Raw genomic sequence first — 25,374 nt, 5'->3', positions numbered from 1 at the left:
GTCGCTCCGCGACGGCCCGTAGCGGAACGGTGCGCGTGCAAGCGCTATTCCGCGGCCGCACGCCGGTCCCCGTGCCGATGCGCTCCTTAGGCCCTGTCTGACACGCCCCGCCGTCGGCGTCGCACGATCCGGCGAGGTGCCGTGCGCCGCCCCGCGTGGCCATGATGGAACTGCGTGTGGAACCGGGGAGGACAGGCCGGAAAGGGGTACGCGATGGAGCTGTTCCCACCCATGCCGCTCGCCGAGTGGCAGGACACCAAGGAGACGGTGCACCGCTTCGCGCAGGTCGTGGGCAAGATCCGCCTCGCGGCGAGTGTGCGGCGAAACCACTGGTGGAACGTCCCGTTCCAGCTCACCGGGCGCGGGCTCACCACCCGTCCGACGGGCCGGGCCGACGGCAGTCCGGTCTTCACCATCGATTTCGACTTCGTCGGCCACCAACTGGTCGTCGCGACGGTGGACGGCGATGCGGTGTCCTTCTCGCTGCTCGGCCAGTCCGTGGCCTCGTTCCACCGCAACACGCTGGCCGCGCTGGCCGCGCTCGGGGTCCGGGTGGAGATCGCGGCTCCCCACCCGTTCGATCTGCCCGACGCCGCCCGGCCGTTCGCCGAGGACTTCGAGCACGCGGCCTACGATCCGGTGCAGGCCAACCGCTACTGGCAGATCCTCAGCCAAGTGGCCTTGCTGCTGGAGGAGTTCGCGGCGCGCTTCGCGGGGAAGGTCAGCCCGGTGCACCACTTCTGGCACACCATGGACCTCGCCCACTCACGGTTCTCCGGGCGGGTCGTCGACCAGCCGCCGGAGGCCGACTCGGTCACCCGGGAGGCGTACTCCAGCGAGGTGATCAGCTTCGGCTTCTGGTTCGGGGACGCCACCTTCGCCGAGCCGGCCTTTTACTCCTACACGGCTCCCGAGCCCGCCCAGCTGACCGAGGAACCACTCAGCCCCCCGCCCGCACAGTGGGTCGCCCGCAACAGCAGCCACCTCGCGGTGCTGCGCTACGACGATGCCCGCGCCGAGACCGATCCGCGAGGAGCCGTTCTCGCCTTCTACGAGAGCGCCTACCAGGCAGGCGCCCGCCGGGCCGGTTGGGACGTCGCCGGGCTCGCCTGCCCGGACGGGATCACCGACCCGTACGCGCGGGCCCGGCCGCTCTGAGTACGTTCGGCCGAGTACGTTCGGTAGGTCAGTGCAGGTGGAGCTGCCAGTCGGCAGGGACCTTGCCACGTGGGCCCGGGGTCGGCTGCGAGGCCGGGTGCGCGGTGGGCAGGGCGAGCTGCGGACCCTCGTAGTACTGGTCGGTCTCGATGTTCCAGAACCACTCCTCACCGGGCTCGAAGCTGGTCAGGAAGGGGTGTCCGGCCGCTCGGGCGTGCTTCGTGCCGTGCTGCGAGGGCGAGGAGTCGCAGCATCCGATGTGCCCGCACTCGGCACAGCGCCGCAGGTGGAACCACCATCCCGGCCCGTCGCCCGCCAGGCAGTCCGCACATCCGTCCCCGCTCGGCTGCGCAGTGGGATCGATCCCTGGGATCCGGTCGTCGGCCATCTGACCTGCCTCCTCACGTGGTGCAGGCTCCGCCGGGCGCTGCTTCGGTCTTCAGTGCTTGTCGGACATCGGACATCGGATGTCCTCGCGGAGCCAGTAGTTCAGTTGCCCAGTAGGTTCAGCCGCACTGTCCGGGGGAGCGCCCGGCTGCCCGCCGGCGCGGCCTCTCCCCGGACGTTACAGCCGCACGCGGTGCCCGGCGAGGTGGGCGAGGACGGCGTGGTTGGCCTCCCAGCCGTCCGGGAACTTGACCGTGACACCGAGCGACACCGGCTCGGTCGACGGGTGGTCGTCCAGCAGTTCGGCGATCCCCGCCCGGGCGACCACGATGCAGGCGTGCCGGTGCCGGGAGGCGAGGACGCAGAGCCGGCCGGTCTCCAGGTGGAAGGCGGTGGCGTCCGGCCGGCCGGAGAGCGGGTGCAGGACGACCGTCACGTCGTACTCGCGCCCCTGCAGCCGGTTGGCGGTGTCCACCGTAACCGCCGGGCCCGCCGCCGGGTCCACCGGGACGCCGAGCGCCGTCAGCGCGGCGCGGACCGCCGCCGCCTGGTCGCGGTGGGCCGTGCCGACCGCGATCCGCGCGGGGGTGAGCGGCTGGGAACCGTGCTCGGAGTGCGCGGTGAGGCCACGCCGCAGCAGGCGGTCGACGGTGGCGGCCACGGCGGCGACGGCCTGCGGGTCCGTCCGTACGGCGTGCCGGGCGGGCAGCTCCAGCAGGGCCCAGCCGTGCTCGGCGGCCTCGTCGATCGCCGCGTCGACGGCAGAGCCGTCCGGGCGGACGGTGGCCGTCAGCCGACGCTCGTCCGGGCCGGTGCCGGAGCGGAAGGGGGTGTAGGGGTAGAAGGCGGCCGAGATCAGCGGCGCGGCGGAGTGCGGCAGCCGCCAGGAGACCGGCAGGCGGTGCGGGCGGATCGCCGGGTTGTGCGCGAGCAGGGTGACGACTGCACTGCTGGACGGGTCGTACGAGAGCCCTGCCCACTGGTCGGTGCCGACCACCGTGAACGGGTCCAGCTGGCCCGGGTCCCCGACGAACAGCGCCCGCTCGAACAGCCGGGCCACGGCGAGCAGCGCGTCCGAGCGCATCTGGTACGCCTCGTCCACGATCGCGTGCCGCCACGGCGCCTCGGCCTTGACCCACTGCCACTTCGCGGCGGTGGAGATCACCACGTCGTGCTCCAGCAGGTCCGCGACCTTGGCGGAGGCGGTCACGTTGGAGTGCCGCAGCGCCTCCGCCGCCGGGCGCGAGTCGCTCGCGTGCAGGCGGCCGACGGTCAGGTCCGGGCCCTTCCCGGCGAGCCGGTCCACCAGGTCGTCGACCTGACTGTTCGTCTGGGCGACGATCATCAACCGCTCGCCCTGCCCGACCAGCTCCCGCGCCGCCTTCACCACCAGCGTCGACTTGCCCGCGCCGGGCGGTGAGTCGACCACCACCCCGCGCGGGGCGCCGGGGGAGGGGCGGGAGACCGCCGTCAGGATCTCGGCCACGGTGGCGTCGGCGGCCGCGGCGGGGTCTGCGGGGTCGGGCTCGGTGGTCATGGTGCCGGCTATTCCCACTCTTCGGCGGCGGTAGGCGAATGGTCGGCGCTGCCGGGCGGGCCGCCGTGCGTCCAGGGTGTGTCGTCGGGGTCCGGGAGCGGCGCCGACTGACGAGGTGTCAGCTCGAAGAGCGTGAAGGTGATCCGGTCGCCGGGCTCCGGCAGGCTGCCGGGCTCCGGCTCCTTCTTCCGCCCCATGCCGGACGTCACCTGGACGGTGATGGTGCCCTCGGCCGGGTCGGCCCCGACGATCACGGCCTTCTGCGCCGCCAGGCCGTTGGCCCGGTGCGCCTCGCGGCCCGGGTCGGCGTGTGGCCGGTCCTCGGTGCGGACGGTGACCAGCGGGCGCGGCTTCGGCGAGCGGCCCGAGGTGTCGTATGCGGGCGTGACTTCGGTGACCACCCCGGTGAAGGCCTCACCGGCGAGCCGGCGTTCCGCCATCACCAGCGGATCGTCCAGCGCCTCCTGAACGTCCACCCGGACCTGCTCGCGCTCGCGCTGAGCCAGCTTGCGTGCGGCCGTCACCGCGTCGTCCTGCTTCGGCTGCGGGGGCTCCCCGGCGGCCAGCCGGTCCCGGTGCCCGGTGTACGACCACCGGTCGCTCTCCCAACGCTCCGCCAGATGGGCTGCCGGCGGCAGCGTGCGCAGCAGGTCGAGCCCGTGCCAGACGTCCCGCCAGGTCGGCAGCAGGACGCTCTCCAGGGCGGCGTGCAACTGCTCGGACGCCAGCTTGACCAGCAGCTCGGCGCGCTGACGCTCTGCTGGGCGGTCGGCTGTGGTGAGGCCGGCTGCCGGCTGGCCGGCTGTGGTGAGGTGCTGCAGGGCGACGAGGGCCGCGTCGTGCCGGGTGATCGCGCCGGCCAGTACCAGCTCGTCGAAGCGCGGGTCGGTGGCGGGACCGGCCGGTGGGTGGGTGAGCTGCCCGTGGGCGTCGCGCTCGGTCTCGGCCAGCTCGGCGGCCTCGGCGCCGGTCAGCCCGGGAGGCGGGGAGTGCCAGGCCAGCTGGGCGGCGAGATGCTGGTCCTCCAGGTGGCTCTGGCCGGTCGCCCAGTGGCGGGCCAGCAGGCCCGTCATCGGCAGCAGCAGGCTGGAGCCCGGCACCTGGGAGCGCTCGGTGAGATGCGTCAGCCACCGCCCCAGCAGCGGCACCCGGGTCGGCGCCGGGTACGGACCGGGGTCGGCGTCCTCGGCCGTACGGCGGAACCGGGTGGAGCGCCCGAGCAGTGCGAGATGCCGGATCGATCCCGGGTTCGGCACGATCAACTGCGGTGCATCGGCGCAGAGTTCGCGGAAGACCTGGGTCTTCTCGCCGGTCTCCGGGTCCTTCTCGGACGCCTCGATCTGCTCGACCTCGGCGCCGAAGGACTCCAGGTACGGCAGCAACTCGGCGGCGAAGCGGGCGAGGAAGTCGAAGCGCTGCGTGCGGTTCAGCGGCTGCGGGACGAGGTGCAGCCGGGGCGCCGCGCGGTCGGTGCCGAGCAGTACGGCGAGCGGCGCGCCCGCCTCACCTGCGGCTGCCAGCGGCACGACCACCATCGGACGGTCGGAGAGGTGCCGGTGCCGGACGGTCGCCAGCGGCTCGGCCCGCCCGCTGCGGATGGCCTCCAGCCGGGCCAGGGTGCTGAGCAGGCTCATCGCGCCGCCCTGCCCAGGGCCTCGGCGCGCAGGGCGGCGGCGTAGGCGAGACGCGCTTCGGCCGGGCGTGTTTCGGTCGGGCGCGTTTCGCTCGTCGGGTCGGCTGTCGGGTCGGTGTTCAGGTCGGCCGCTGCTTTCAGTGCCTCGGTGACCGTGGTGATGGTGCCCAGTTCGCCGCGCACGCCCGGGCCGAGCTGGTCGACCGAGTCGGCGCAGCGGGCCTGGGCCCGGCAGTGGAAGCCGAGTTCGCAGGTCGAGAGGCAGTCCGGGCGGTAGGCGGCGGGCACGGACTCGACGGCGTCGGCCAGCTCCTCGGAGGGCCTGGTCGGGCTGCCCGCCTCGTCGGGGGCGAGGTCGAAGGTGGTACCCGCCGGGAGCGAACCGAGCAGTTGGTCGACCCGGGTCATCAGGGCGAGCTGACGGCGGGTGGTGGCCAGCTCACGCCGGATGTCCACGGCCGCCACCGTCGGCCGGTTGGTGAAGTCCTTCGGACACACCAGCAGTACCGTCAGCTCCGGGCTGCCCGGCAGGTCGGGAACGGCGTAGGGGGAGGGGAGCGTGGGTCGGCCGGCCTCCTCGCCTGCCTTGTCGCCCGCCTCCTCAGCGGCCGTCTCCTGCAGCGCCAGTACGTAGACGGCGGCCTGCCGGGCCGCCGCACCGACCTTGGCGGGGTCGGCGGAGCCGTCCAGGATCGGGAAGGACTTGATCTCCACCACCGTGCACCGACCGCCGTGCACCACGACGGCGTCCGGCTCCAGGTAGGCCGGGCTGCCCGCGACGGTGAGCCGCAGCATCGGGTGGTCGAGCAGCGTCCAGGCGGCCGGGTCGGCGGCGGCCTCGGCGAGCGCCACCCTCGTTCGCCCGGCCCGGACGGCGGGGCTCGACCGGTGCAGCAGGTCGGGCACGGCGAGCGGGGTGTCGGTGTGTTCGGGGAGGCCGAGGTGGCGGCGGAGCGGCTCCAGCAGAGCCGCGTAGCCGTTCTCCTTGAGCCGGTACTCGAAGACGTTGCCACGGGCGATGGCGAACGGCGACTGGCCGAACGGGGCCGGGCGCCCCAAGCGGTGGGCCACGGCGGCCTTGTCGACACCGGCGGCGTCGAGCAGGGCGCGGCGGCGGCAGCCCGGATTGGCGGCGAGCGCGGCGAGGGCACGGGCGTCGAGGCTGCGCTGCGGCGCCCGGCCGCGCAGTTCGGCGAGCCGCTGCGCGAGCGGTTGGGCCTGCCCGAGGTGCGAGACGTTCATGGTGCGGCCAAGTGTCGCACCTGGCACCGACAATCGGGGCGGACAGCCGACAGCCGACAGCCGACAGCGGTCAGCGGCGGCCGGTGGCCAGGATGACGAGGAACTGGCCGCCGCCCGCCTCGATGTCGGCGGTCACCGGCAGCCCCGGTACCAGTCGGGAGAACCGGTCCACCAGCCAATCCGCCGCCTCCTGGGCGTCCTTCCTGGTCGGACAACGGCCCACCATCTCGCGGCCCCCCTTGCGCTCCAGCCTCCCGGCAACGGTGATCAGCGGTGCGGGTTCGACCACGTACAGGCGGTCCGGCCAGGCGATGACCACTTTGACCGCGCCCTTGCGGGTGTTGCACCCGCGGTGCGCGAGCCGCTCGGCGACCTTGGCCTTCCGGTCGGTGGTCCGGCTGTCGACGCTGGGCCCTCGCGGGTCGTTCACCGACTTGTCGGGGTCGACCGGTTCGTCGCACACCCAGCATCGCCAGCCGTCGCGCTCGGCCACATCATCGAGGAGACTCATCCGTGCAAACTAGCCTGCCCAGCCGCTACCCCGCGCACCAGGGTGCGCCGTGACGCAGTAGGCAGTAGTTGGAACTGCGGCGGCCCGGCGACCTGCGTCTCTTCGGGCGCCGGGCCCCCACGGTTCGAACCGACGGGACACCCTTGTCGGCACCGGCGGTGCTGGTGCCGGCCCGTGCTCCGCGCAAGGGGAGTACGGGCCGGCCGCTGTCGGCGCGTCAGGCGGTCGGCTTCTGGACGGAGGTCGGTGTGCCGGCGAGGACGGCCGTGATCTCGGCGGCGAGGTGTGGGCCGAGCTCGCCCCAGCCGTCCTTGTACCCGTAGACGCCGGCCAGGGTGCGGGCCTCGTAGTCGCCGTTCATGATCTCGACGTCGTTGGCGGTGATGAGGGCCGGGTGGGCGACGCCGAGGGCCGACGAGACCTTGATCAGCTCCTTGCGCAGGGTGCGCAGGTAGACAGCGGCCCGGGTGGACTTCGAGGCCGGGTCGAGGCCGCGGGCCAACCACGGGTTCTGGGTGGCGATGCCGGTGGGGCACTTGTCGGTGTGGCACTTCTGCGCCTGGATGCAGCCGATCGACAACATCGCCTCACGGGCCACGTTGATCATGTCGGCGCCCAGGGCGAACGCGACTGCGGCGTTCTCGGGCAGGCCGAGCTTGCCGGAGGCGATGAAGGTCAGGTCGTCGGTCAGCCCCAGCTCGGCGAAGGTGCCGTACACCCGGGAGAAACCCATCCGGAACGGCAGCGCCACCGAGTCGGCGAACATTCGTGGTGCCGCCCCGGTGCCGCCCTCACCGCCGTCGATCGTCACGAAGTCGACACCACGGTCGCCACGCGCCATCAGCGTGGCCAGCTCCTGCCAGAAGCCCATGTCCCCCACCGCGCTCTTGACCCCGACCGGCAGACCGGTCTCGGTGGCCAGCAGCTCGACGAAGTCGAGCATCGAGTCGACGTCGCTGAACGCGGTGTGCCGCGACGGGGAGGCGCAGTCCTTGCCGACCGGGATACCACGGATCGCGGCGATCTCCTCGGTCACCTTCGCGCCCGGCAGCATCCCGCCCAGCCCCGGCTTGGCTCCCTGCGAGAGCTTGATCTCTATCGCCTTGACCGGGGCGCCGGCGACCACGTCCTTGAGCTTGTCGAGGTTGAAGCTGCCGTCCTCGTTGCGGCAGCCGAAGTACGCCGTGCCGATCTGGAGGATGAGGTCGCCGCCGTTGCGGTGGTACGGCGAGAGGCCGCCCTCGCCCGTGTTGTGCATCGTGCCCGCCAGTGCCGCGCCCTTGTTGAGCGCGGTGATGGCCGCGCCGGAGAGCGATCCGAAGCTCATCGCGGAGATGTTCACCACGCTCGCCGGCCGGAACGCCTTGGCGCGCCCGCGCGGTCCGCCCAGCACCTTGGCCGAGGGCAGCGGGGCCTGCGGGTCGTGCGCGTCGTGCGCGTCGGGCAGAGCGGTGGAGAAGGTGCGCTGCTTCAGGTAGGCGTGGCCCTGTACGTGCTCGACGTCGACCTCGGTGCCGAACCCGAAGTAGTTGTTCTCCTCCTTCGCCGACGCGTAGATCCAGCTGCGCTGGTCACGACTGAACGGGCGCTCCTCCTCGTTGGAGGTCACGATGTACTGCCGCAGCTCCGGCCCGATCGTCTCCAGCAGGTACCGGGCGTGCCCGATCACCGGGAAGTTCCGGAGCAGTGCGTGCCTCTTCTGGATGAGGTCGCGGGCAGCCAGCAGTGCCACCGCTGTCGCGGCGGCCGCGCCAATCCTCCGGGCGTGCATGAATGTTCCTCCTCGATGCACGACTCCATCGCCGTGCGGCGGAGCCGTTGTGTCGTGTTGCGCGTTGGACGGCGGGCAGACGACCAAACGGGCATCAGCGTCCATCGAAGAATTCGAAATGATAATAGGAGGCCGCGCGGACAGGCCTGCGGTCAGGGGGCTGGTCCGGGGCGCGGCTTCGGGCCGACGAGAGGCGACCCCGGTCACATCAGCGGGACGCGGCCACCCCGGCCGGTGGAGCTTCCTGGCCGATCAACCCCGGGGGCTACGGTGGGGCGGTCGGGTGGTGGGGGATCATGGAGTCCGGCCATCCCGCCGACCCAGCTGCGAGGAGTTCCCCATGCCCGCCCGCATTGTGCTCGTCAGGCACGGCGAGACCGACTGGTCGGCCACCGGCCGCCACACCGGCCGTACCGACATCCCGCTCACCGACGAGGGCCGTGCGATGGCCCGCGCACTCGGAGCCCGGCTGGCGAAAGCCCCCTGGGACGGCCTGCCCGGCGCCACCGTCTACACCAGCCCGCTCTCCCGGGCCCGGGAGACCTGCGAACTGGTCGGCTTCGGGGACCGGGCGGTCGACCGCCCGGAGCTGCTGGAGTGGGACTACGGCCAGTACGAGGGACGTACCGGCAACGACATCCGGGCCACGGACCACCCCGGCTGGCTGATCTGGCGTGACGGTGTGCCCGGCGGCGAGAAGCTCTCCGACGTCGCGGCCCGGGTGGACGGCTTCCTTGCGGAGCTCAACTCGGAGCACGGGACGCCGCACCCGGACAGCACCACCATGCACTGTGCGGACCAGGACGTGGTGCTCTTCGCCCATGGCCACCTGCTGCGCATCCTGACAGCCCGTTGGCTCGGCCTGGCACCCGAGAACGCCCAGCGTTTCAAGCTCGGGACGGCCGCGCTCTCGGTGCTGTCGTGGGAGTACGGGCTGCCTGCGGTCGAGATCTGGAACGACACCAGCCACCTGCAGAACGGCTGACGGTCGGTCCGGCACGGTCCGTTCCGGCCTGGCCCAGGTCCGTCTCCACTCGGCTCAGGCCGCAGCCGTGATCGCGGCGTCGTACTCGGAGAGGAAGGCCCCGACCTCCGGTACCCCGCCGTGGCCGCGCAGGTGGCTCGCGGTGTCGGCCAGCATGCCCCGGATCCGGGCCGAACGGACCTCGCCGAGCAGGGTGACGGTCTCCGAACCGTGGGCCGCCGCCCCCGCGAGGTCGCCCCGGCCGAGCCGGTCGTGGGCCAGCTCGGCGGTGTAGAGCGCCCGGTTGCGCACGAAGTGCGGCTCCTGCAGCGCTATGGCCCGACAGGCCCGCTCGCTCGCCAGGTCCCACTCGCCCAGCGCCGACCAGCACTGGGCCTCCAGTCCCGCGATCTCGGCCTCGCCGAAGAAGGACATCCACTCCGGATCGGCCTCGGACTCGCCCCGGCCGAACAGCGTGTACGCCCGGCTGAGCGCCCGCTCGCAGGCGGCCCGGTCCCGCAGCTGGGCCCAGCCGCCGGCCTCGCGCATCGCGAGCAGGGCGAGCAACCGGTCCGAGTCCAGCCGACGGGCGGCGGACTGCCCGGCCTGGGCGGCGCGCAGCGCCTCGCGGGGCCGCCCGGCGTCGCGGGCCAGGAAGGCGCTGTTGCAGAACACGTGTGCCTCCAGCGCCGAGTCGTTCGCCATCCGGGCGGTGGCCAGCGCCTCCGCGTAGAAGGAGCGGGCGTCGCCCAGCCGGTTGGAGTCGTGCGCCAGCCAGCCGACCGAGATCGCCAACTCGCCTGTCCATGCCTGCAGCTGACGCTCGGTGGCGGAGCTGTACTCGCCGTCGTTCAGCAGCAGGTACGCGCTGCGCAGGGACTGTCCGGCCAGCTCGAAGAGCGTGTCGGCGCCGTGGGCGTCGTCGAGCGTCCGCAGATCCCGGACGGCCTGCTCGACGCCTCGGACCTCGGCGGCGCCCACCTTCCGTCCCCGGGGCGCCGGTTGGCGGGGGAACGGCAGCATCGTCGCCGAGGCCAGGGCGGGGGCGACCGGCGCGAAGTGGGTCGGCAAGAAGCCGGCCGGTGCGAAGCCGGCCGGTGCGAAGCCGGCCGGTGCGAAGCCGGCCGGTGCGGTGTCGCCAGGGGGCGATCCGGTGGCTGCGGCGGCACGGGCCGGCCGGTCAAGGCCGACCGCTGCCGCCAGGGCGGACGAGCCGCCGCTCAGGAACGTACGGCGACGCACGTCGTCGTTCTCCTCGTCGGGATGGTGCGAATCGTGGAGCAGGAGCGCGTTGCGCTGCAGCAGCGCGCCGAGGCCGCTCGGTGGGGGGTTCGGCGCCACCCGGCGGCGGACCTCGGTGCGTGGGACGAAGCCGAGTTCCCGCAGTGAGCGGCCGGGCCACATGTGCCGGAAGATCCGCTCGTAGGCGTAGTTGGGGCAGCGGATCTCACCCGCCTCGACCCGCCCCACATAGCGGGCGTCGCAGGACACGTGCTCGCCGATCGCGCGCGCGGCCCGGCGGATCGCGGTGGCGAACTCGCCGGGTGAGCGGTCCCCGCGCAGCTCGCGCATCACGCGGTTGGGCGTGTGCGTGGGCGTGGTGGTGTGTGTGGTGGGTACGGGCGCGGGCGTGGTCGGGGTGCCGGTGGGCGACTGCTGCGGTCCGCCTGATCTCGTGGCTGCCATGTTCTGCGCTCCGAGTTCGTGCCAGGTGGTGCTTGTGCTGCTGGCCATGACAGTACCGAAGGTCACGGACCGGACACGGCGAGTTTCCGGATGATGTATGGTCAATTCGGGCTATTTCGGACGACGTTGCCGAGTTCTGCCATGAAATGCCATGGCTTGCTGTACCCCTCCCCGTGGCCTTGCCGGGGCGTTCCGCGTTGTCCTGATACGTGGAAGGCCCTGCCCGCGCCCCCACCCGATCGAGTGGGCCGGCCTTCCGACCTGACGAGGTGACAGGAGGGCCCCATGGCCATCGGAGTGTCGCAGTACCGTCGCCTGACCGCCGGAGGCCTGCTCGCCGGCGGCAGCGCACCCGCGCTGCGGCCGGACGGCCTCGGCGGCGAGCCCACCTCGTGCCCGGGCGGTGGCAGCACGGCCGTACGGTCTGTCCCGGTCGGCTACGACACCGTCACGGTCGCGGTCCGCCACGGCCTGGAGGCGGTCGACATCCTGCGGCTGCGGCGGGCCTGCGGGTCGGTGCTCCAGAGTGCCGGGGGCTCGGCGATCGCCTTCCTGGTCCCGGCCGGCACCGCCGCCGGCTGGCACCTGCCCGGCAGCAGCTGTACGGCGGGAGCCGCGCTGCTCCCGCCGACCGACCCCCGCTGGGTGATGCCGCCGTCCGGTCCGAGCGCGCTGGCCCGGCCCACGGACGCCTGGGTGCTGCGCTCGGCCCTCTGCGAGGCCGCCTGTACCTTGACCGCCAGCGGTCTCAGCCCGTTCTGATGCTGGTGGTGAGCCTGTCCCGAGGGCGTCCCAAGCCCGTTCCGAGCCGCCCAGGGCCGCGCCGGGCGTCGGCCCTGTCTTCCGGCTCACCTCCCCTCAGGCCGCCCGCCGACCTCTCGCGGCTCTGAACTGCGGATTCGTCCGCCACCCCGGCGATAATGGCGCCATGGGACGCAGCAACAGGGCCGGCAGGGCTCGCAACGAGACCGAGCCGACGCCCGCCGTACCCGGCGCCTCCTCCGGTGCCACCCCCGGCACTGCCGCAGGCGGCGCCAGAACGCATGCCCAGGGCCCGCTGGCCCGCCCGGTCGACTCCGGCCTGGCCGAACTCGTCCCCGACCGTGACCGCCCCCGGGCCTGGACACTCCTGGTCGACGGCGCGCCGCAGTCCCTGGTCGACCTCGACGATCCGGCCTACCTGGGTTTCGAGTACCAGCGCAGGCTCGGCCACCTGATCGACCTGGCCGCCCCGCCCGGCAAACCCATCACCGTGCTGCACCTCGGCGGCGGCGCTCTCACCCTTGCCCGCTACGTCGCGGCCACCCGCCCGCGCTCCCGGCAGCAGGTCGCCGAGATCGACACCGCGCTGACCGAACTCGTCCGGGCCGAGCTGCCGTTGGAGCGAGGCTGGCAGATCAAGGTCCGAGGCGCCGACGCCCGGGCGGTGCTGGAGCGGACCCCGGAGGGCACGGTGGACCTGGTCATCACCGACATCTTCGCCGGAGCCCAGGTGCCCGCCCACTGCGCGACGGCCGAGTTCACCACCCTCGCGGCCCGGGCACTCGCCCCCGGCGGCCGGTATGCCGTCAACATCACCGACGGTTCGTCCCTGCTCTTCGCCCGTTCCCAGGCCGCCACGCTGCGCGCGGTGTTCCCGGAGGTCTGCCTGGTGGCGGACCCGGCGGTGCTGCGCGGCAAGCGCTTCGGCAACCTGATCCTCGCGGCAGCCCAGAATCCCCTGCCGATCGACGAGTTGGGCCGCCGGGTGGCATCCGATTCCTACCTCGGCCGGGTCGAGCACGGTCGCGGGCTGGTGGACTTCACCGCCGGAGCGGTACCGGCCACCGACGCGACCGCCGCCCCCTCACCCGCACCGCCGCCAGGGGTCTTCCGCTGACTCACCTTTGGTGGTCCCTACGGCCCCGGTGGTTTCAGTGGCCGCCAGGGAGTCCGCGGTGCTTGTACATCGCGGCACCGGTCAGCAGCATTCCGGCCGCGATCGGGACGAGGACGGTCGTGTAGTCGTCGCCACTGTCCACAGGCGTCTCGGCTGCCAGGGCGAGGTCCTGTGCGGTGCCCGGCTGGTCGGGGCTCCCCGCCGTCGCGGTGACGGGCGGCTGCCCGGCCGGTACGGGGGTGGGCGGCCGGGTCTGCGGGGTGGCGGGGTCGGCGGGGTCGGGCCGGGTGTCCGTCGGTTGGGGTGCGGGACCGGTCTGCGCGGTGGCGATCCGGCCCTCGCCACCGTTCGGTGCGGAGCGCGAGGCGCGGGGAGCGTCGTCCCCCCGGGCCTGCGTCGGTACGGACGGCAGCAGGACGGCGGCGATCGCGAAGGCATCCGGCACGGTGGCCGCCTGGCCCGGTAGCGGCAGCCCGCCCGCCCTGATCCGGTCCTGGAGCACCTGCCCGACGGGCGCGGCCTGACGCCCCAGCAGAGGGACGGCGATGCCCGTCAACTGGTCCAGCAGCGCGGGGGCGTCAGCCCTGCTGACCAGGTCCGTGCCCAGGTCGCCGGTGGCCGCGTACGCACCGGTCACGCCGATCCCCAGCCCCCAGACCTGCGCGAGCACCGCACCCCCGGCTGCCAGTGTGCGAGGGCGGGGAAACCGCCCGCTGCCCTGACGGCGGGCACGGGACGCGGCGGAGGTTCCGGGCTGCGGGGGGATCGCGTGATTGGCTCGCACGTGAGGGGAGAACGAGCGGCGGGTACGGAAAGTCACGCTGGAGGGTGAAGCGAGGCTGGACGGTTGCCCGGCTTCCCCGGCGCCGATCCCCTGGCGCGCAGGCTCTTCCGCGCCCGTTCCTGGCCTCGTCGTCCCGGATCTTCCGGACTCTTCCGGACTCTTCCGGGCCGAACCCTCACTTGTCCTCACTTGTCCTCGCTCGTGTTCGGTTCTGCGGAGCGGCGAACGGGGGCGATTTTCAGCCTTTTCGGGAGCCGGCCGGGCGAGCGGCGTACGCGCCATGGCTATGCATCAGAACGGTGGTGTGTCCGCCCGGGATCGGGGCGGACACACCGGGGCGCCGACTGCTCAGGAGTTGGGGCGCAGGGTCCAAGTGATGGTCATCACGCCGGTGACGGCGCCGTCGGCGCGGGTGATCTCGACCGTGACCGGGAACTCGGGGCGCTCGCCCTTGTCCAGCTCCGCGACGATGTCGGCCACCGGACGGCCGATGGTGGCGGTCGCCGTGACAACACCCATGGCGAGCTTCTTGTACGCGATCTCGGCGTTCACCGCGAGCGGCACGGCCCGCGAGAGCTGGTCACCGAAGGCCGCCAGCACGATGCAGCCGCTCGCCGACTCGGCCAGCGTGAACATGGCACCGGCGTGCGGGCCGCCGACGTGGTTGTGGAACTCGGCCTGGTCCGGCAGCCGGAGCACGGCCCGCTCGGGGCTGGTCTCCAGGTACTCGAGCTTGAGCGTGTGAGCCATCGGCACGGTGGAGTCGAGCAGCTGGCCGATCGAAGGTGTGGTCATGCGAGAGATGTTACTAGCCGGTAGCTATCAGCGGGAGGGTGGCATCCGAAAACTTGCGCGGCGTCAGCCCGGCGGCTCGGGGCGAGGTCCCCTGATGCGGGCCGCCGATGCGGGCCGCAGACGTGGGCCGCAGACGTGGGCCGCAGACGTGGGCCGCAGACGTGGGTCAGTGCACGCCAACGCAGAAAGCCTTTAGGGTCTGATCTCCAAGAGACCAGACCCTAAAGGCTGTTGGGGTGAGTAACGGGACTCGAACCCGCGGCCACCTGGACCACAACCAGGTGCTCTACCAACTGAGCTATACCCACCATCTGTCCGGGGCGTTCCCGCTCCGACAGGAAGAACTCTACAGGATCCGGAAGGGTGCTCGCGCCAGGGTTTCGAGTGCGGTCGCGGTCGGCTCCTGCCCCGTCGGTGATCAGTTCCTGGTCGGCTCCCGGTCGACTCGCAGCCAGAAGGCGATCGGGAGTGGGCGAGGAGTAGGTCTGGCGTGGATCAGGAGGTGGGCAGCTGGTACTTCGCCGCGATCGCCCGGGCCGCATCGGTGTCCGGACCAGGCCGCTCGACGAACACGGCCTCGCGGTAGTAGCGGAGTTCGGCGATGCTCTCGCGGATGTCCGCAAGAGCGCGGTGGTTACCGCCCTTCTGCGGGCTGTTGTAGTACGCGCGCGGGAACCACCGGCGGGCCAGCTCCTTGATCGAGGAGACGTCCACGATCCGGTAGTGGAGGTGTCCTTCGAGCGCGGGCATGTCGCGGGACAGGAAGCCGCGGTCGGTCGCCACCGAGTTGCCGCACAGCGGGGTCTTGCCGGCCTCCGGCACGTGCTCCCGGATGTAGGCCAGCACGCGTGCCTCGGCCTCGGCGAGCGTGATCCCCTGTTCCAGCTCGTCGAGCAGGCCGGAGGACGTGTGCATCGCGCGCACGAATTCCGGCATGCCCTCCAGCGCCTCGGCCGGCGGCCGGATGATCACGTCAACACCCTCGCCGAGGATGTTGAGCTCGGAGTCGGTCACGAGTGCCGCGACCTCGACCAGGGCGTCCCGGTCGAGGTCGAGCCCCGTCATTTCACAGTCGATCCATACCAAACGGTCGTTCACGTCACTCACCCTACGGCGCGATCACGCGAAGCGGACAGCTCCCGGTCGGGACCGGCGGGCCGCGCTGTCCCGTCGCCGCTGTCGGCGTCGGCCTCGGCGCGGGTGCCGGGGAGCGCCGAACCGTCCGGCCGATGGCCCTGGCCCAGCCCCCGGGCGGTGGGCTGACCGTGCCCGTCCTCCTCCGCGACCGCATGCTCCACGGCCCGCTCCGGCGAGCGTTCGGAGGACCGGTCCGGCGAGCGATCCGGCGAGCGATCCGGGGGGCCCGTCCGCTCGGAGTGCTGTCCCTCGGCGCCGCGATCGACGCCGTGTCCCGACCTTCGCGCGGGTACGCGTTCGCCGGAACCGTCCGCAGAACGCTCGCCCGGGCCGTCCGGTGTCCGGAGCGGCCGATGGGTCGCAGGCCCGGACTGGGCGGGTACGAGTGGCCGGATCCGGTTCTTGCCGTGCGCCCCCGGGGAACCCGCCCCGGCCCGATGCAGGCTCGTCGAGGAATGACCCGTCGCCGAGCCGCTTGTGCCGGGCCCGCCGGGTCCGCCGAATCCGCCTGCTCCGGTGACGGGAGCACCGGCGCCGAGCGGATTCAGGGCGCCGAGCGGACCGAGCGGGCTGCTCGGGCCGCTCTGGTTGCCCGGGTTCGGGGCACCGGCCAGCCGGTCGGCCGGGTGGGCCTGCGACGGCACGCCGGAGCCCGGGGCGGGCCGACGGGCCCGGTAGGTCGTCCGGTACGTAGCCGGGGAGACCCCCAGCTGACGGCGGAAGTGGCCGCGTAGGGCAACCGGGGAACGGAAGCCGCAACGGCGCGCCACATCGTCGACCGACAGCTCCGAGGTCTCCAACAGCCGCTGCGCCTGCAGCACCCGCTGCGTGATCAGCCACTGCAGCGGCGCGCTGCCGGTGAGCGTACGGAACCGACGGTCGAAGGTGCGCCGACTCATGTAGGCGCGTGCGGCCAGTACCTCCACATCGAACTGCTGGTTGAGGTTCTCCAGGGCCCAGGTCACCACCTCGGCGAGTGGATCGTTGCCGATTTCCTCAGGTAATGACTGATCGATGTACTGAGCCTGCCCACCGCCACCACGCCGACTGGGCACCACCAGTCGGCGGGCCAGCGCGTTGGCGGCCTCGGCGCCGTGGTCACTCCGGACGACGTGCAGGCAGAGATCGATGCCCGCCGCCGTCCCGGCGGAGGTGAGCACGTCACCGTCGTCGACGAACAGTTCACGCGGATCGACGTGGACGCGCGGATAGCGCTTCGCCAGCGTCGGCGCGTACATCCAGTGGGTCGTGGCCGGGCGGCCGTCCAGCAGGCCGGCCGCCGCGAGCACGAAGGCGCCGGTGCAGAGGCCGATGATCCGCGCGCCCTCGTGGTGAGCCTTGCGCAGGGCCGCGATCGCCTCCACGGGCGGCGGCTGGGAGATCGACCGCCAGGCCGGGACGACGATGGTACCGGCCCGGGCGAGGGCCTCCAGGCCGTAGGGCGCGGTCAGGGTCAGCCCGCCGGTGGTGCTGAGCGGGCCGTCCTCGCCCGCGCAGACCAGGAGGCGGTAGCGCGGCACCCCGGCGTCCTGTCGGTCCACGCCGAAGACCGAGAGCGGGATCGAACTCTCGAAGATAGGGGCCCCGCCGAAGATCAGGACGGCTACGGTCTCGCGGCGCCGACGACCGGACAGCTTCCGAGGTACCGTCAGGGTCGACGGCCCGGAAGACCCGGCTCCGCCGCCCGCCGGAGCGATTCCGGCTGACGGACCGCCACTCTGCCCTCCCAGTACGGTGGCCCCGCTCGGGGAGGTCGACGGGAGGCTGTGCTGACCCGAGAACTGACCGGGAGCCTGCTGGCCCCACTGGCCGGGCGACTGGCCCTGGCCCTGGCCCTGGCCTTGGTACTGATGCTGACTCTGGTTTTGGTGCTGACTCTGAATCATGGTGGCCTGACAGGGCGTCTGACCGGTCGTCTGCTGTCCTGCGGTCTGCGCGTAGGACAGGGAAGCCGACTGTCCGGATGGCGAGTTGATGAGCAGTTGGCTGACCGGTCGGGGCGACTGCCTGGGCTCCGACGATCGACGAGCCGCAGCGGCCGGGGAGACCGGGGCGGGCTCGGCGCTTCTGGAAACCCGGACTGTGGGGCCGGTCGGTGACTGGCCGTCGTCAGGACCCGTGTCGCTCCTGCTCACCCTGCTCAAGGCGCTCCAGCCCCCTCGGTGGTGTGGTGTGGTGGTGCCGCGCTGCTCGCCAAGATCGAATCTACTGGGTTTGACCGTTGCCGTTGTGACAAGTTCACCATCCGACGCTATGTCGACATGGCAATTTGGCGTGATGCATTCGATCACGAAGCGTGGCACCCGTCGACCCCTCTGGGAAGGGGGCCTGTGCAACGGTGGCTTGTTGTCGCACGGCCTGCCCGAGAGCGGCGCGACGCCGTATGCCCCACCGGGTGGTCTGGGCTGCAGCTTTCCCCAACGGGACAAGGGTGATGCGAGATTGACTGAAAATGGGCGGTTCATGAGAGGGCGCACGCGGTACGGACGCGCGCCCGCGTGAGCCCCGCTACGCAGTGCCGAAGGCGCTCGGGGTGTCATCGGACCCCGCAGTCAGGGTCGGCTCACTGGGCAGCGCAGCCGGCTCGAACAGGCCAACGCCACTGCGGCCGTCCCGCCGACTCCACCTGCTGGTCGGTCGATGCCGGAGCACTGAGAGGCGGAAGCGCCGAGCGGGCGGAAGCCCACGCTGCTCGGAGAACCGCTCTGCCGCAGGTCGGGGTTGCCCGGAGCAGGGGCTGACTCGCTGGTGGGCGCGTCGAGCTGACCTGAGGCGGCCGCTGGCGGTAGGTCAGGACGGCGTCGCACCAGCGCTGGTGAAGGTGAAGGGCGAGGGCGAAGGGCGAAGGAGGCAGCCGCGGGGACTACGGCCGAGTTCCAGCGCCGGGGGGTGGAGGCTCAGGAAGTGGCCACGCCGACGCTGGAGGTGTCGACGGGGGCAATGGCGAACGAGGGAAGCTGCGGGCGGACTCCGGCGTGCGAGCGTGGCCGGAGCGTCGGAGCATTGCGTGCGGTCAGGACGAGTCCGACCGCCTCGGGCAGGCCGGTCGCGCTGAGGGTCGGCCGATAGCTCGGCTCGACCCAGGGGCGGCCGTGGTGGAGCCAGACGCTGCGGAGGCCGGCCACCTCCGCTCCCGCGATGTCGGCCGGCGCGTGGTCGCCGACCATCCATGCGTGTGACGTCCAGTCACGCGTCAGCTGGACTCCGCAGCGCTGTGCGGCGATCTCGAAGATCCGAGGATCCGGTTTCAGGTATCTGGCTTCTTCCGAGATGACCCAACCGTCCACCAACGGGACAAGACCGGTGCGACGGATCTTCTCCAACTGGGGCCGGGTGCCGCCGTTGCTGACGATGCCGAGGGTCCACCCGGCTGCCCGGGCCGAGCGCAACGCCGCGATGTGTGAAGGCGGACAGTGGATATGGGAGTTGATGCCTCGCCGGTAGTGCGCGAGGAGGAACTCCAGCGAGTGGTCGAGGCCGTACCGATGCTTGGCGGCGCCCAGTACCGTGCTGCGCGGTACGTAGCCGCCACCGTCGATGGTGGCGAACCAGTTGACGTCGTCGGCCGGCAGGTGGTGGTCCTCCAGGAAGTCCTGTGCCCAGGCGAGGTACGCGGCGTCCCGGGGCAGGAGGGTGTTGTCGAGGTCGAACAGGAGCAGCGGCATGCGCTGCATGGTGCCAGCGGGTGGGCCTATGCATGAGGCATTTGCCAATAACAGGTCCGGACTGCACCGAACTGGCCGAAAGCGGAGCGTCACGGATGTGGCGGATGTAGCTGATGCGGCGCGCAGGGGCCGGGCGAAGCGTGGGACCGGTGCGGGCGCACAGGCAAGGCGAGAAGGAACGGTATGCAGGAGCTGTGGGAGCTATGGGCCCGCAGAAGGGTCGGCAGGACCGTCTATGACAGTCCGATCACGTTGTGTGGTTGTCCTGTTGCGTGAAATGGACGCGTCGGCAAAGCTCCAGGGAACCTCCTCGGCGAGTGGGCGTACGGCCGCTGCGACGGGGGCGCGAAAGCTGTGGCGCACGCGTCCTCCGTTAGCGGGATCCTTGCCGTTTCAAGGCTCTACTGCTGGGCTGCGAGCCGCCCCCGTCGTACTCTGAAAGGAAGCAGGTCACATTCGGTGGTGTTCGGCAGAGAGCGGCTCGGTGTCGCGGGTGGGCCTGCTGCTTGGGCAGCTTCGTCCTTTCCTGTCGGCCCATCTCACTCGAAGAGCTTTGAGCCATGGTTGGTTTTGAGCGCCCCAGATCTGTCGGCGCACACGTTGCGAGGCCGGCCTATGAGACTTCTCCTGGGGAGCCGGCAGGTCGGCGGTCCGCCGTCGTCTTCGTTCGGAACGTCGTCCGCGGTGGCTGGCCCAGGCCACGACAGCGGAGAGGCGAGAGCAGAGAAGAGCGCGCGGAGGGTGTCGTGACGGAAGGTGCGGGGTCGGCGATCGGTCGGCAGGGCGGGGCTGGTGAGGTCGGCGGGGCCGGTGATCCGGCGCTTCAGGGGCAGCAGCTGCGGCCCTGTGATCCGACCTTCCAGCACGGTGTAGTGGTCGGGTTCGACGGGTCGTTGTCGAGCGAGCGGGCCTTGGCGTACGCGGTCGGTATGGCTCGCCGCTCCCACTGCGGCTTGGTGATCGTCCATGTGGCCAACCGGCTGCCGACCACGGTCTGGGCGGGCTGCGAACCTCCGGTCTTCGTCGATCTTCCGGATCACCGGACGGAGATCCTCGGCCTGGAACTGGCCTGTGCCGACTACCTCACGGGTGTGCCGTGGATCCTGGTGGAGCGTGGCGGGGACATCTGTTACGAGATCGAGGAAGTCGGCCGGGAGTACGCGGCGGACGCGATCGTGGTCGGCAGCACCCACGGCATCCTGGGGAAGCTGTTCGGTTCGGTGTCGGGTCGGTTGGCGCGCCGGGCCAACCGACCGGTCATCGTCATCCCCTGACGCGGTGGCATCGGCGGGGTGCACGACGCGCCGCACGGCGTCCCCGCACGGCGTCCCCGTACGGGCGGCCGCACGACGTATCGCGAGGGGCACGTGTCCTCGCGATACGACGGTCCTCGCGAACGGTCAGGGAGTCGTAGCAGACGGGGAATTGGAACGGTCGGCGAATGAGGGCGCCGCTGGAGGGGAGCTGCGCGTCAGGACGTCACACCCAACTCCCTTGCGATGAGCATCCGCTGAACCTCGGACGTACCCTCCCCGATCTCCAGAATCTTGCAGTCGCGCCAGAATCGGGCGACCGGGAACTCGTTCATGAAGCCGTACCCGCCGTGGATCTGGGTGGCCTCACGGGCGTTGTCGACGGCGGCCTCGGAGGAGAACAGCTTGGCGATGGCGGCCTCCTTCTTGAAGGGCTCGGAGTGCAGCAGCCGGGAGGCGGCGTCCCGCCAGGCGAGGCGGGAGGTGTGGGCGCGCATCTCCATGTCGGCAAGCTTGAACTGGATCACCTGGTTGGCGCCGATCGCCCGCCCGAAGGCGCGCCGTGTACCGGCGTAGTCGATGGACTGGTCGACGCAACCCTGGGCCAGGCCGGTGGCCAGGGCCGCGATGGCGATACGGCCTTCGTCGAGGATTCGCAGGAATTGGGCGTAGCCGCGGCCACGCGTACCGAGGAGGTTGGCCGCAGGGACGCGGCATTCGGTGAACGAGAGTTCGCGGGTGTCGGAGGCGTTCCACCCGACCTTGGAGTACTTCTTCGAGACGGTGAAGCCCGGTGTTCCGGTAGGCACGATGATGGAGGAGATCTCCCGAGTTGGCGAGAGATCTGAGCCACCTTCACTCGAACGAGCGATCGGTTCGGTCAGGGCCGTCACCGTGACCAGACCGGTGATTTCCGTGCCCGAGTTGGTGATGAAGCACTTCGTGCCGTTGATCACCCACTCGTCGGTGGCCTCGTCGTAGCGGGCCGTGGTTCGGGTCGCGCCGGCGTCCGAGCCGCCCTCGGGCTCGGTCAGGCCGAAGGCGCCCAGCATCTCGCCCGAGGTCAGCCGGGGCAGCCACTCGCGCTTCTGCTCCTCCGTGCCGAACCGGTAGATCGGCATCGCGCCCAGTGAGACGGCAGCCTCCAGGGTGATGGCGACCGAGGAGTCGACCCGGGCCAGTTCCTCCAGCACGAGACAGAGCGCGAAGTAGTCGCCGCCCATACCGCCGTACTCCTCCGGGAACGGAAGCCCGAACAGGCCCATCCGCCCCATTTCACGGATGATCTCGTACGGGAACTCCCCCTGCTCGTAGAACTCGCCGATCTTCGGCGCGATCACGTCCTGGGCGAACTCGGCCACGGTGCGGCGCAGTTCCTCGTGCTCCTGGTCCAAGCGGTGGTCAAGCATGGTGATCCTCCTCGGTCGAGGCCCGCAGGGCCGACGCTCACGTGGGAAAGGCGGGGGGAAGGGCGGGAAAGGGCGGGGGCTGGCAGAAACAGCGGCCGGGAAAGCAGCGACCGGCGGCGGAACGGACCGGGCGGGCCGCCCACCGGCCCGCCCGGGCGACCGCGAACCCGGAACGGACAGGTCAGGCGGGCTCGCCGAGCAGCGCCTGGACCGCCCGGGAGGGGCTGGGGCGGCCGAGCTGCCGCGCCATCCAGCCGCTGGTGGCGACCAGGGCCCGCAGGTCGACCCCGGTCCGGATGCCCAGGCCGTGCAGCATCCAGACCAGGTCCTCGGTGGCGAGATTGCCGGTGGCGCTCTTGGCGTACGGGCAGCCGCCCAGGCCGCCCGCCGATGCGTCCACGGTGGTCACCCCGCAGCGCAGGGCCGCCAGGGTGTTGGCCAGCGCCTGGCCGTAGGTGTCGTGGAAGTGGACGGCGAGGCGGTCGGTCGGCACACCCGCCCGGGCGAAGCCCTGGAGCAGCGCGGTGACCTGGCCGGCGGTGGCCACCCCGATGGTGTCGCCGAGGCTCAGCTCGGTGCAGCCCAGCTCCAGCAACCGAACCCCGAAGCCGATCACCTGGGAGAGCGGTACCGGGCCCTCCCACGGGTCGCCGAAGCACATCGAGAGGTAGCCGCGAGTCGGGACGCCCGCTTCGGCCGCCCGTCGTACGACGGGCCGGAACATCTCCAGCACCTCGTCGGCGGAACGGTTGAGGTTGCGCCGGGCGAAGGTTTCGGTGGCGCTGGCGAAGACCGCGATGTCGGTGACGCCGTGCGCGAGCGCCCGGTCGAGGCCGCGCTCGTTGGGTACCAGGACCGGCAGCCGGAGACCGGGGTACTCGGCGGTGAGGCCGGTCAGGTGCGGCATCAGCTGCTCCGCGTCGGCGAGCTGCGGCACCCACTTCGGGTGGACGAAACTGGTCGCCTCGACCGTGCGCAGCCCGGCCGCCGCGAGCCTGGCGATGAACTCCGCCTTCACCTCGACGGGGACGAGCGAGCTCTCGTTCTGCAGGCCGTCACGCGGCCCGACCTCGTGGATCCGCACCTGCGCGGGCAGATCCGGTGCCGGTACGGGCTCGGGCAGCCCCAGCTCCAGGGCATCCGGCTCGTGGCCGGCCGACTGCTGGGTGGCCGACTCCTGGCTCCTCGGCTCCTGCGCGGCGGCGGTCATGACGCGACCTGGGCGGATGCGACCTCGGCCGACGTACCGTCAGCGGTCGGCTCCTCGCCGGGCGTTACGACGGCCAGTACTTCGTCCATCGCCACCGTCCCGCCGGCGGTGGCCCGCAGTTCGGTGACCGTGCCGTCGTGCGGCGCGGTGATGACGTGTTCCATCTTCATCGCCTCCAGGACGAGTAGGGCCTGACCACGCTTGACCAGCTCACCGAGGCTGGCCTTGACCACCGTCACGGTGCCCGGCATCGGTGCGGTGAGCGCGCCGTGGTGGGCGGTTCCGGCGGACGTCCGGTCGGCGACCGGGTCGTACGTGTGTACCGCCCAGGCGTCGCCGTCGATCCCGAGCCAGGTCACCGGGCCCGCGGAGGCGCTGTTGTCGGTGGCCTGTGCGAACGTGGTCTGCAGGCCGTCGACGGTGAGGTGCAGACGACCTGCGGTCCGGGTGGCCCGAGCAGTCCGAATCGGGCCGTCAGCCAGGCGAACCTGCAGCTCAGGGGTGCTGGCTGAGGAATTGTCAGTGGCTTCCGATACGTTGCCGACAGCAACAGGTCGGACGAGAACGGTGACCGGGTCGCGGCCCGGCAGGCGGAGCCGGTGGGTGGTCCAGGCGGCTTCGCCGCCCAGCCGCCAGCCGGACGGTACGGAGAACGGGTCGGTCCAGCCGTTGGCGGCGACGGTCGGGGCCAGGGCCAGCTGCCGTGTCAGGGCGGCGGCGTAGTAGAGCGTTTCCGACCTGGGAACGTCCAAGCCGACGGACGGAGGTGCAGTCTCGACGTCAGCCGTGGCGGTCGTCTCGGTGCTCGCAGCAGGCGCAGTGCTCGCAGCCGGTGCAGTGCTCGCGGTCGGGGCGTACGGGGAGGCCAGCAATTCGGGGTGTTGTTCGGTGGTCCGCTCGACCAGGCCGGTGTCGAGTCGGCCGGCGACGACGTCCGGGTGGGCGAGCAACCGCCGGAGGAAACCGGTATTGGTGGTCACGCCGAGGATCCGGGTGTCCGCGAGGGCGGCCCGGAGGCGGCGCAGCGCGGTCGGGCGGTCGGGCCCGTACGCGATGACCTTCGCCAGCATGGGGTCGTACAGGCTGCCGATCTCGGTGCCGGCGGCGACACCTGAGTCCACGCGGACGTCGGTGCCGTGCGGCTCGTCGAGGAAGAGGATCTGGCCGCCGGTGGGCAGGAACTCCCGGTCCGGGTCCTCGGCGCAGATCCGGGCCTCGATCGCGTGGCCCAGGAAGGAGATGTCCGACTGGGCGAACGGGAGGGCTTCGCCGGCCGCGATCCGGAGCTGCCATTCGACGAGGTCCAGCCGTTGCGGGTGCGGGGTGTCGGCGCCCACCGCGATGGCCAGCTCGGTGACGGGGTGTTCCACCTGGAGGCGGGTGTTCATCTCCATGAAGAAGAAGTCCAGGACACCTTCGGGAGTGGGCCCGGAGGGGTCGATGCCCGGCACGATGAACTCCACCGTGCCGGCCCCGGTGTAGCCGCAGGCCTCGGCCGCGCGGACGGCTGCGGCGCCCATCGCGGCGCGGGTCTCCGCGTTCAACAGGACGGAGGGTGCCTCTTCGATCAGTTTCTGGTGCCGGCGCTGGAGGCTGCACTCGCGCTCGCCGAGGTGGACGGTCCTGCCGTGGGTGTCGGCCAGGATCTGGACCTCGATGTGCCGGGGTTGGTCGACCCACCGCTCGAGCAGCAGCGTGTCGTCCCCGAAGGAGGTACGGGCGACCCGCCGGGCGGCAGCCAGCTCGGACGGCAGATCGGCCGCGTCGCGGACCAGCCGCATCCCCTTACCACCACCACCCGCCGACGGCTTGAGGAGAACCGGGTAACCGATCGCGGCGGCCGCCGCCGTCAGGTCGGCGTCGGTCGGGGCGTCGCCCTGGCTGCCCGGCACGACGGGCACCCCGGCGGTGCGTACGGCTGCCTTCGCGTTGATCTTGTCCCCCATCAGCTCCACCGCCGTGGGCGGTGGGCCGATGAAGGTCAGGCCGGCCTCGGTGCAGGCCCGGGCGAAGGCCGAGTTCTCGGCAAGGAAGCCGTAGCCGGGGTGGACGGCCTGCGCACCGGCGCGGCGGGCGGCCGCCAGGATCAGGTCGGTACGCAGGTAGGTCTCGGCCGCCGAGCTGTCGCTGTGCCCGGGCGGACCGAGGCGTACGGCCAGATCGGCCTCACGGACGTGCGGTGCGTCAGCGTCCGCGTCGCTGTGGACGGCGACCGACCGGACACCGAGTTGCCGGAGGGTCCGGATCACCCGTACCGCGATCTCGCCTCGGTTGGCGACCAGAACAGTGTCGAACATGGGAGGTGTTCCTCCGGGTCGAGGGGAGTCGAGGGAGTCGAGGGGAGCCGCGCACG

At 71.8% G+C, this 25,374-nt stretch carries 19 protein-coding genes, 1 tRNA gene and 1 pseudogene; 5 read left to right on the top strand and 16 right to left on the bottom strand.

Annotated features, from left to right (window positions below):
• The first annotated feature begins 213 nt into the window (after positions 1–213).
• Positions 214–1,158, top strand: a complete 945-nt coding sequence (locus tag P3T29_RS22325; RefSeq protein WP_280718342.1) for a DUF5996 family protein — start codon at positions 214–216, stop codon at positions 1,156–1,158.
• A 28-nt stretch (positions 1,159–1,186) separates the two neighbouring features.
• Here P3T29_RS22325 and P3T29_RS22320 read toward each other — a convergent pair whose 3' ends face one another.
• The 6 genes from P3T29_RS22320 to P3T29_RS22295 form a co-directional block, all read right to left on the bottom strand.
• Positions 1,187–1,546, bottom strand: a complete 360-nt coding sequence (locus tag P3T29_RS22320; RefSeq protein ID WP_280718341.1) for a UBP-type zinc finger domain-containing protein — start codon at positions 1,544–1,546, stop codon at positions 1,187–1,189.
• Positions 1,547–1,723: 177 nt separating this feature from the next.
• Positions 1,724–3,082, bottom strand: coding sequence for an AAA family ATPase (locus P3T29_RS22315; protein ID WP_280718340.1), 1,359 nt, complete (start codon positions 3,080–3,082; stop codon positions 1,724–1,726).
• 8 nt (positions 3,083–3,090) lie between these two features.
• Positions 3,091–4,716, bottom strand: coding sequence for a hypothetical protein (locus P3T29_RS22310; protein ID WP_280718339.1), 1,626 nt, complete (start codon positions 4,714–4,716; stop codon positions 3,091–3,093).
• Positions 4,713–5,957, bottom strand: a complete 1,245-nt coding sequence (locus tag P3T29_RS22305) for a hypothetical protein (RefSeq protein WP_280718338.1) — start codon at positions 5,955–5,957, stop codon at positions 4,713–4,715. Before P3T29_RS22305 ends, P3T29_RS22310 begins: the two co-directional genes overlap by 4 nt.
• A gap of 70 nt (positions 5,958–6,027) precedes the next feature.
• Positions 6,028–6,468: a hypothetical protein gene (locus P3T29_RS22300; protein WP_280718337.1), complete on the bottom strand. Its 441-nt coding sequence runs from the start codon at positions 6,466–6,468 to the stop codon at positions 6,028–6,030.
• Positions 6,469–6,685: 217 nt separating this feature from the next.
• Positions 6,686–8,239 (bottom strand): FMN-binding glutamate synthase family protein, encoded by a 1,554-nt coding sequence (locus P3T29_RS22295; protein ID WP_280718336.1) that lies wholly within the window; start codon positions 8,237–8,239, stop codon positions 6,686–6,688.
• Positions 8,240–8,579: 340 nt separating this feature from the next.
• On the opposite strand from P3T29_RS22295, the gene P3T29_RS22290 reads away from it, so the two are divergent.
• Entirely contained in the window at positions 8,580–9,224 is a 645-nt protein-coding gene (locus tag P3T29_RS22290; protein WP_280718335.1) for a histidine phosphatase family protein, read from the top strand.
• A 54-nt stretch (positions 9,225–9,278) separates the two neighbouring features.
• Here the strand turns inward: P3T29_RS22290 and P3T29_RS22285 are convergent, their stop codons facing one another.
• Positions 9,279–10,775 (bottom strand): tetratricopeptide repeat protein, encoded by a 1,497-nt coding sequence (locus P3T29_RS22285; RefSeq protein WP_280718393.1) that lies wholly within the window; start codon positions 10,773–10,775, stop codon positions 9,279–9,281.
• Between the two features lie 399 nt (positions 10,776–11,174).
• Between P3T29_RS22285 and P3T29_RS22280 the strand changes: the two genes are divergently transcribed.
• Both P3T29_RS22280 and P3T29_RS22275 read left to right on the top strand, forming a co-directional pair.
• Positions 11,175–11,651, top strand: coding sequence for a hypothetical protein (locus tag P3T29_RS22280; protein WP_280718334.1), 477 nt, complete (start codon positions 11,175–11,177; stop codon positions 11,649–11,651).
• A gap of 166 nt (positions 11,652–11,817) precedes the next feature.
• Positions 11,818–12,768 (top strand): fused MFS/spermidine synthase, encoded by a 951-nt coding sequence (locus P3T29_RS22275; RefSeq protein ID WP_280718333.1) that lies wholly within the window; start codon positions 11,818–11,820, stop codon positions 12,766–12,768.
• Positions 12,769–12,802: 34 nt separating this feature from the next.
• On the opposite strand, the gene P3T29_RS22270 is transcribed toward P3T29_RS22275, so the two are convergent.
• The 6 genes and pseudogenes from P3T29_RS22270 to P3T29_RS22245 all read right to left on the bottom strand — a co-directional run bounded on the left by P3T29_RS22270 (position 12,803) and on the right by P3T29_RS22245 (position 19,149).
• On the bottom strand, positions 12,803–13,438 hold the full coding sequence (locus P3T29_RS22270; protein WP_280718332.1) for a hypothetical protein: 636 nt from the start codon (positions 13,436–13,438) through the stop codon (positions 12,803–12,805).
• Positions 13,439–13,900: 462 nt separating this feature from the next.
• Positions 13,901–14,347, bottom strand: a complete 447-nt coding sequence (locus P3T29_RS22265) for a DUF4442 domain-containing protein (protein WP_280718331.1) — start codon at positions 14,345–14,347, stop codon at positions 13,901–13,903.
• 232 nt (positions 14,348–14,579) lie between these two features.
• A tRNA-His gene (locus P3T29_RS22260) sits at positions 14,580–14,655 on the bottom strand.
• A gap of 187 nt (positions 14,656–14,842) precedes the next feature.
• Positions 14,843–15,445 carry an oligoribonuclease gene (gene orn / locus P3T29_RS22255; RefSeq protein WP_280718330.1) on the bottom strand — a complete coding sequence of 201 codons (603 nt, stop codon included), beginning with the start codon at positions 15,443–15,445 and terminating at the stop codon, positions 14,843–14,845.
• Positions 15,446–16,143: 698 nt separating this feature from the next.
• Positions 16,144–17,181 (bottom strand): annotated as a pseudogene (locus P3T29_RS22250) (helix-turn-helix domain-containing protein); the annotation flags it as partial.
• A gap of 1,200 nt (positions 17,182–18,381) precedes the next feature.
• On the bottom strand, positions 18,382–19,149 hold the full coding sequence (locus P3T29_RS22245) for an HAD family hydrolase (RefSeq protein ID WP_280718329.1): 768 nt from the start codon (positions 19,147–19,149) through the stop codon (positions 18,382–18,384).
• A gap of 746 nt (positions 19,150–19,895) precedes the next feature.
• On the opposite strand from P3T29_RS22245, the gene P3T29_RS22240 reads away from it, so the two are divergent.
• On the top strand, positions 19,896–20,423 hold the full coding sequence (locus tag P3T29_RS22240; RefSeq protein WP_280718328.1) for a universal stress protein: 528 nt from the start codon (positions 19,896–19,898) through the stop codon (positions 20,421–20,423).
• A gap of 197 nt (positions 20,424–20,620) precedes the next feature.
• Here P3T29_RS22240 and P3T29_RS22235 read toward each other — a convergent pair whose 3' ends face one another.
• The 3 genes from P3T29_RS22235 to P3T29_RS22225 all read right to left on the bottom strand — a co-directional run bounded on the left by P3T29_RS22235 (position 20,621) and on the right by P3T29_RS22225 (position 25,318).
• Positions 20,621–21,811, bottom strand: a complete 1,191-nt coding sequence (locus tag P3T29_RS22235; RefSeq protein ID WP_280718327.1) for an acyl-CoA dehydrogenase family protein — start codon at positions 21,809–21,811, stop codon at positions 20,621–20,623.
• A gap of 181 nt (positions 21,812–21,992) precedes the next feature.
• On the bottom strand, positions 21,993–22,946 hold the full coding sequence (locus tag P3T29_RS22230; RefSeq protein ID WP_280718392.1) for a hydroxymethylglutaryl-CoA lyase: 954 nt from the start codon (positions 22,944–22,946) through the stop codon (positions 21,993–21,995).
• 71 nt (positions 22,947–23,017) lie between these two features.
• Positions 23,018–25,318 carry a biotin carboxylase N-terminal domain-containing protein gene (locus P3T29_RS22225; RefSeq protein WP_280718326.1) on the bottom strand — a complete coding sequence of 767 codons (2,301 nt, stop codon included), beginning with the start codon at positions 25,316–25,318 and terminating at the stop codon, positions 23,018–23,020.
• Between the last annotated feature and the right edge of the window lie 56 nt (positions 25,319–25,374).

The sequence above is a fragment of the Kitasatospora sp. MAP5-34 genome, assembly GCF_029894335.1.
Lineage (GTDB): Bacteria > Actinomycetota > Actinomycetes > Streptomycetales > Streptomycetaceae > Kitasatospora.
Note: the sequence above shows the minus strand (reverse complement) of the source record. Positions and strands in the feature narration are given on the sequence as shown.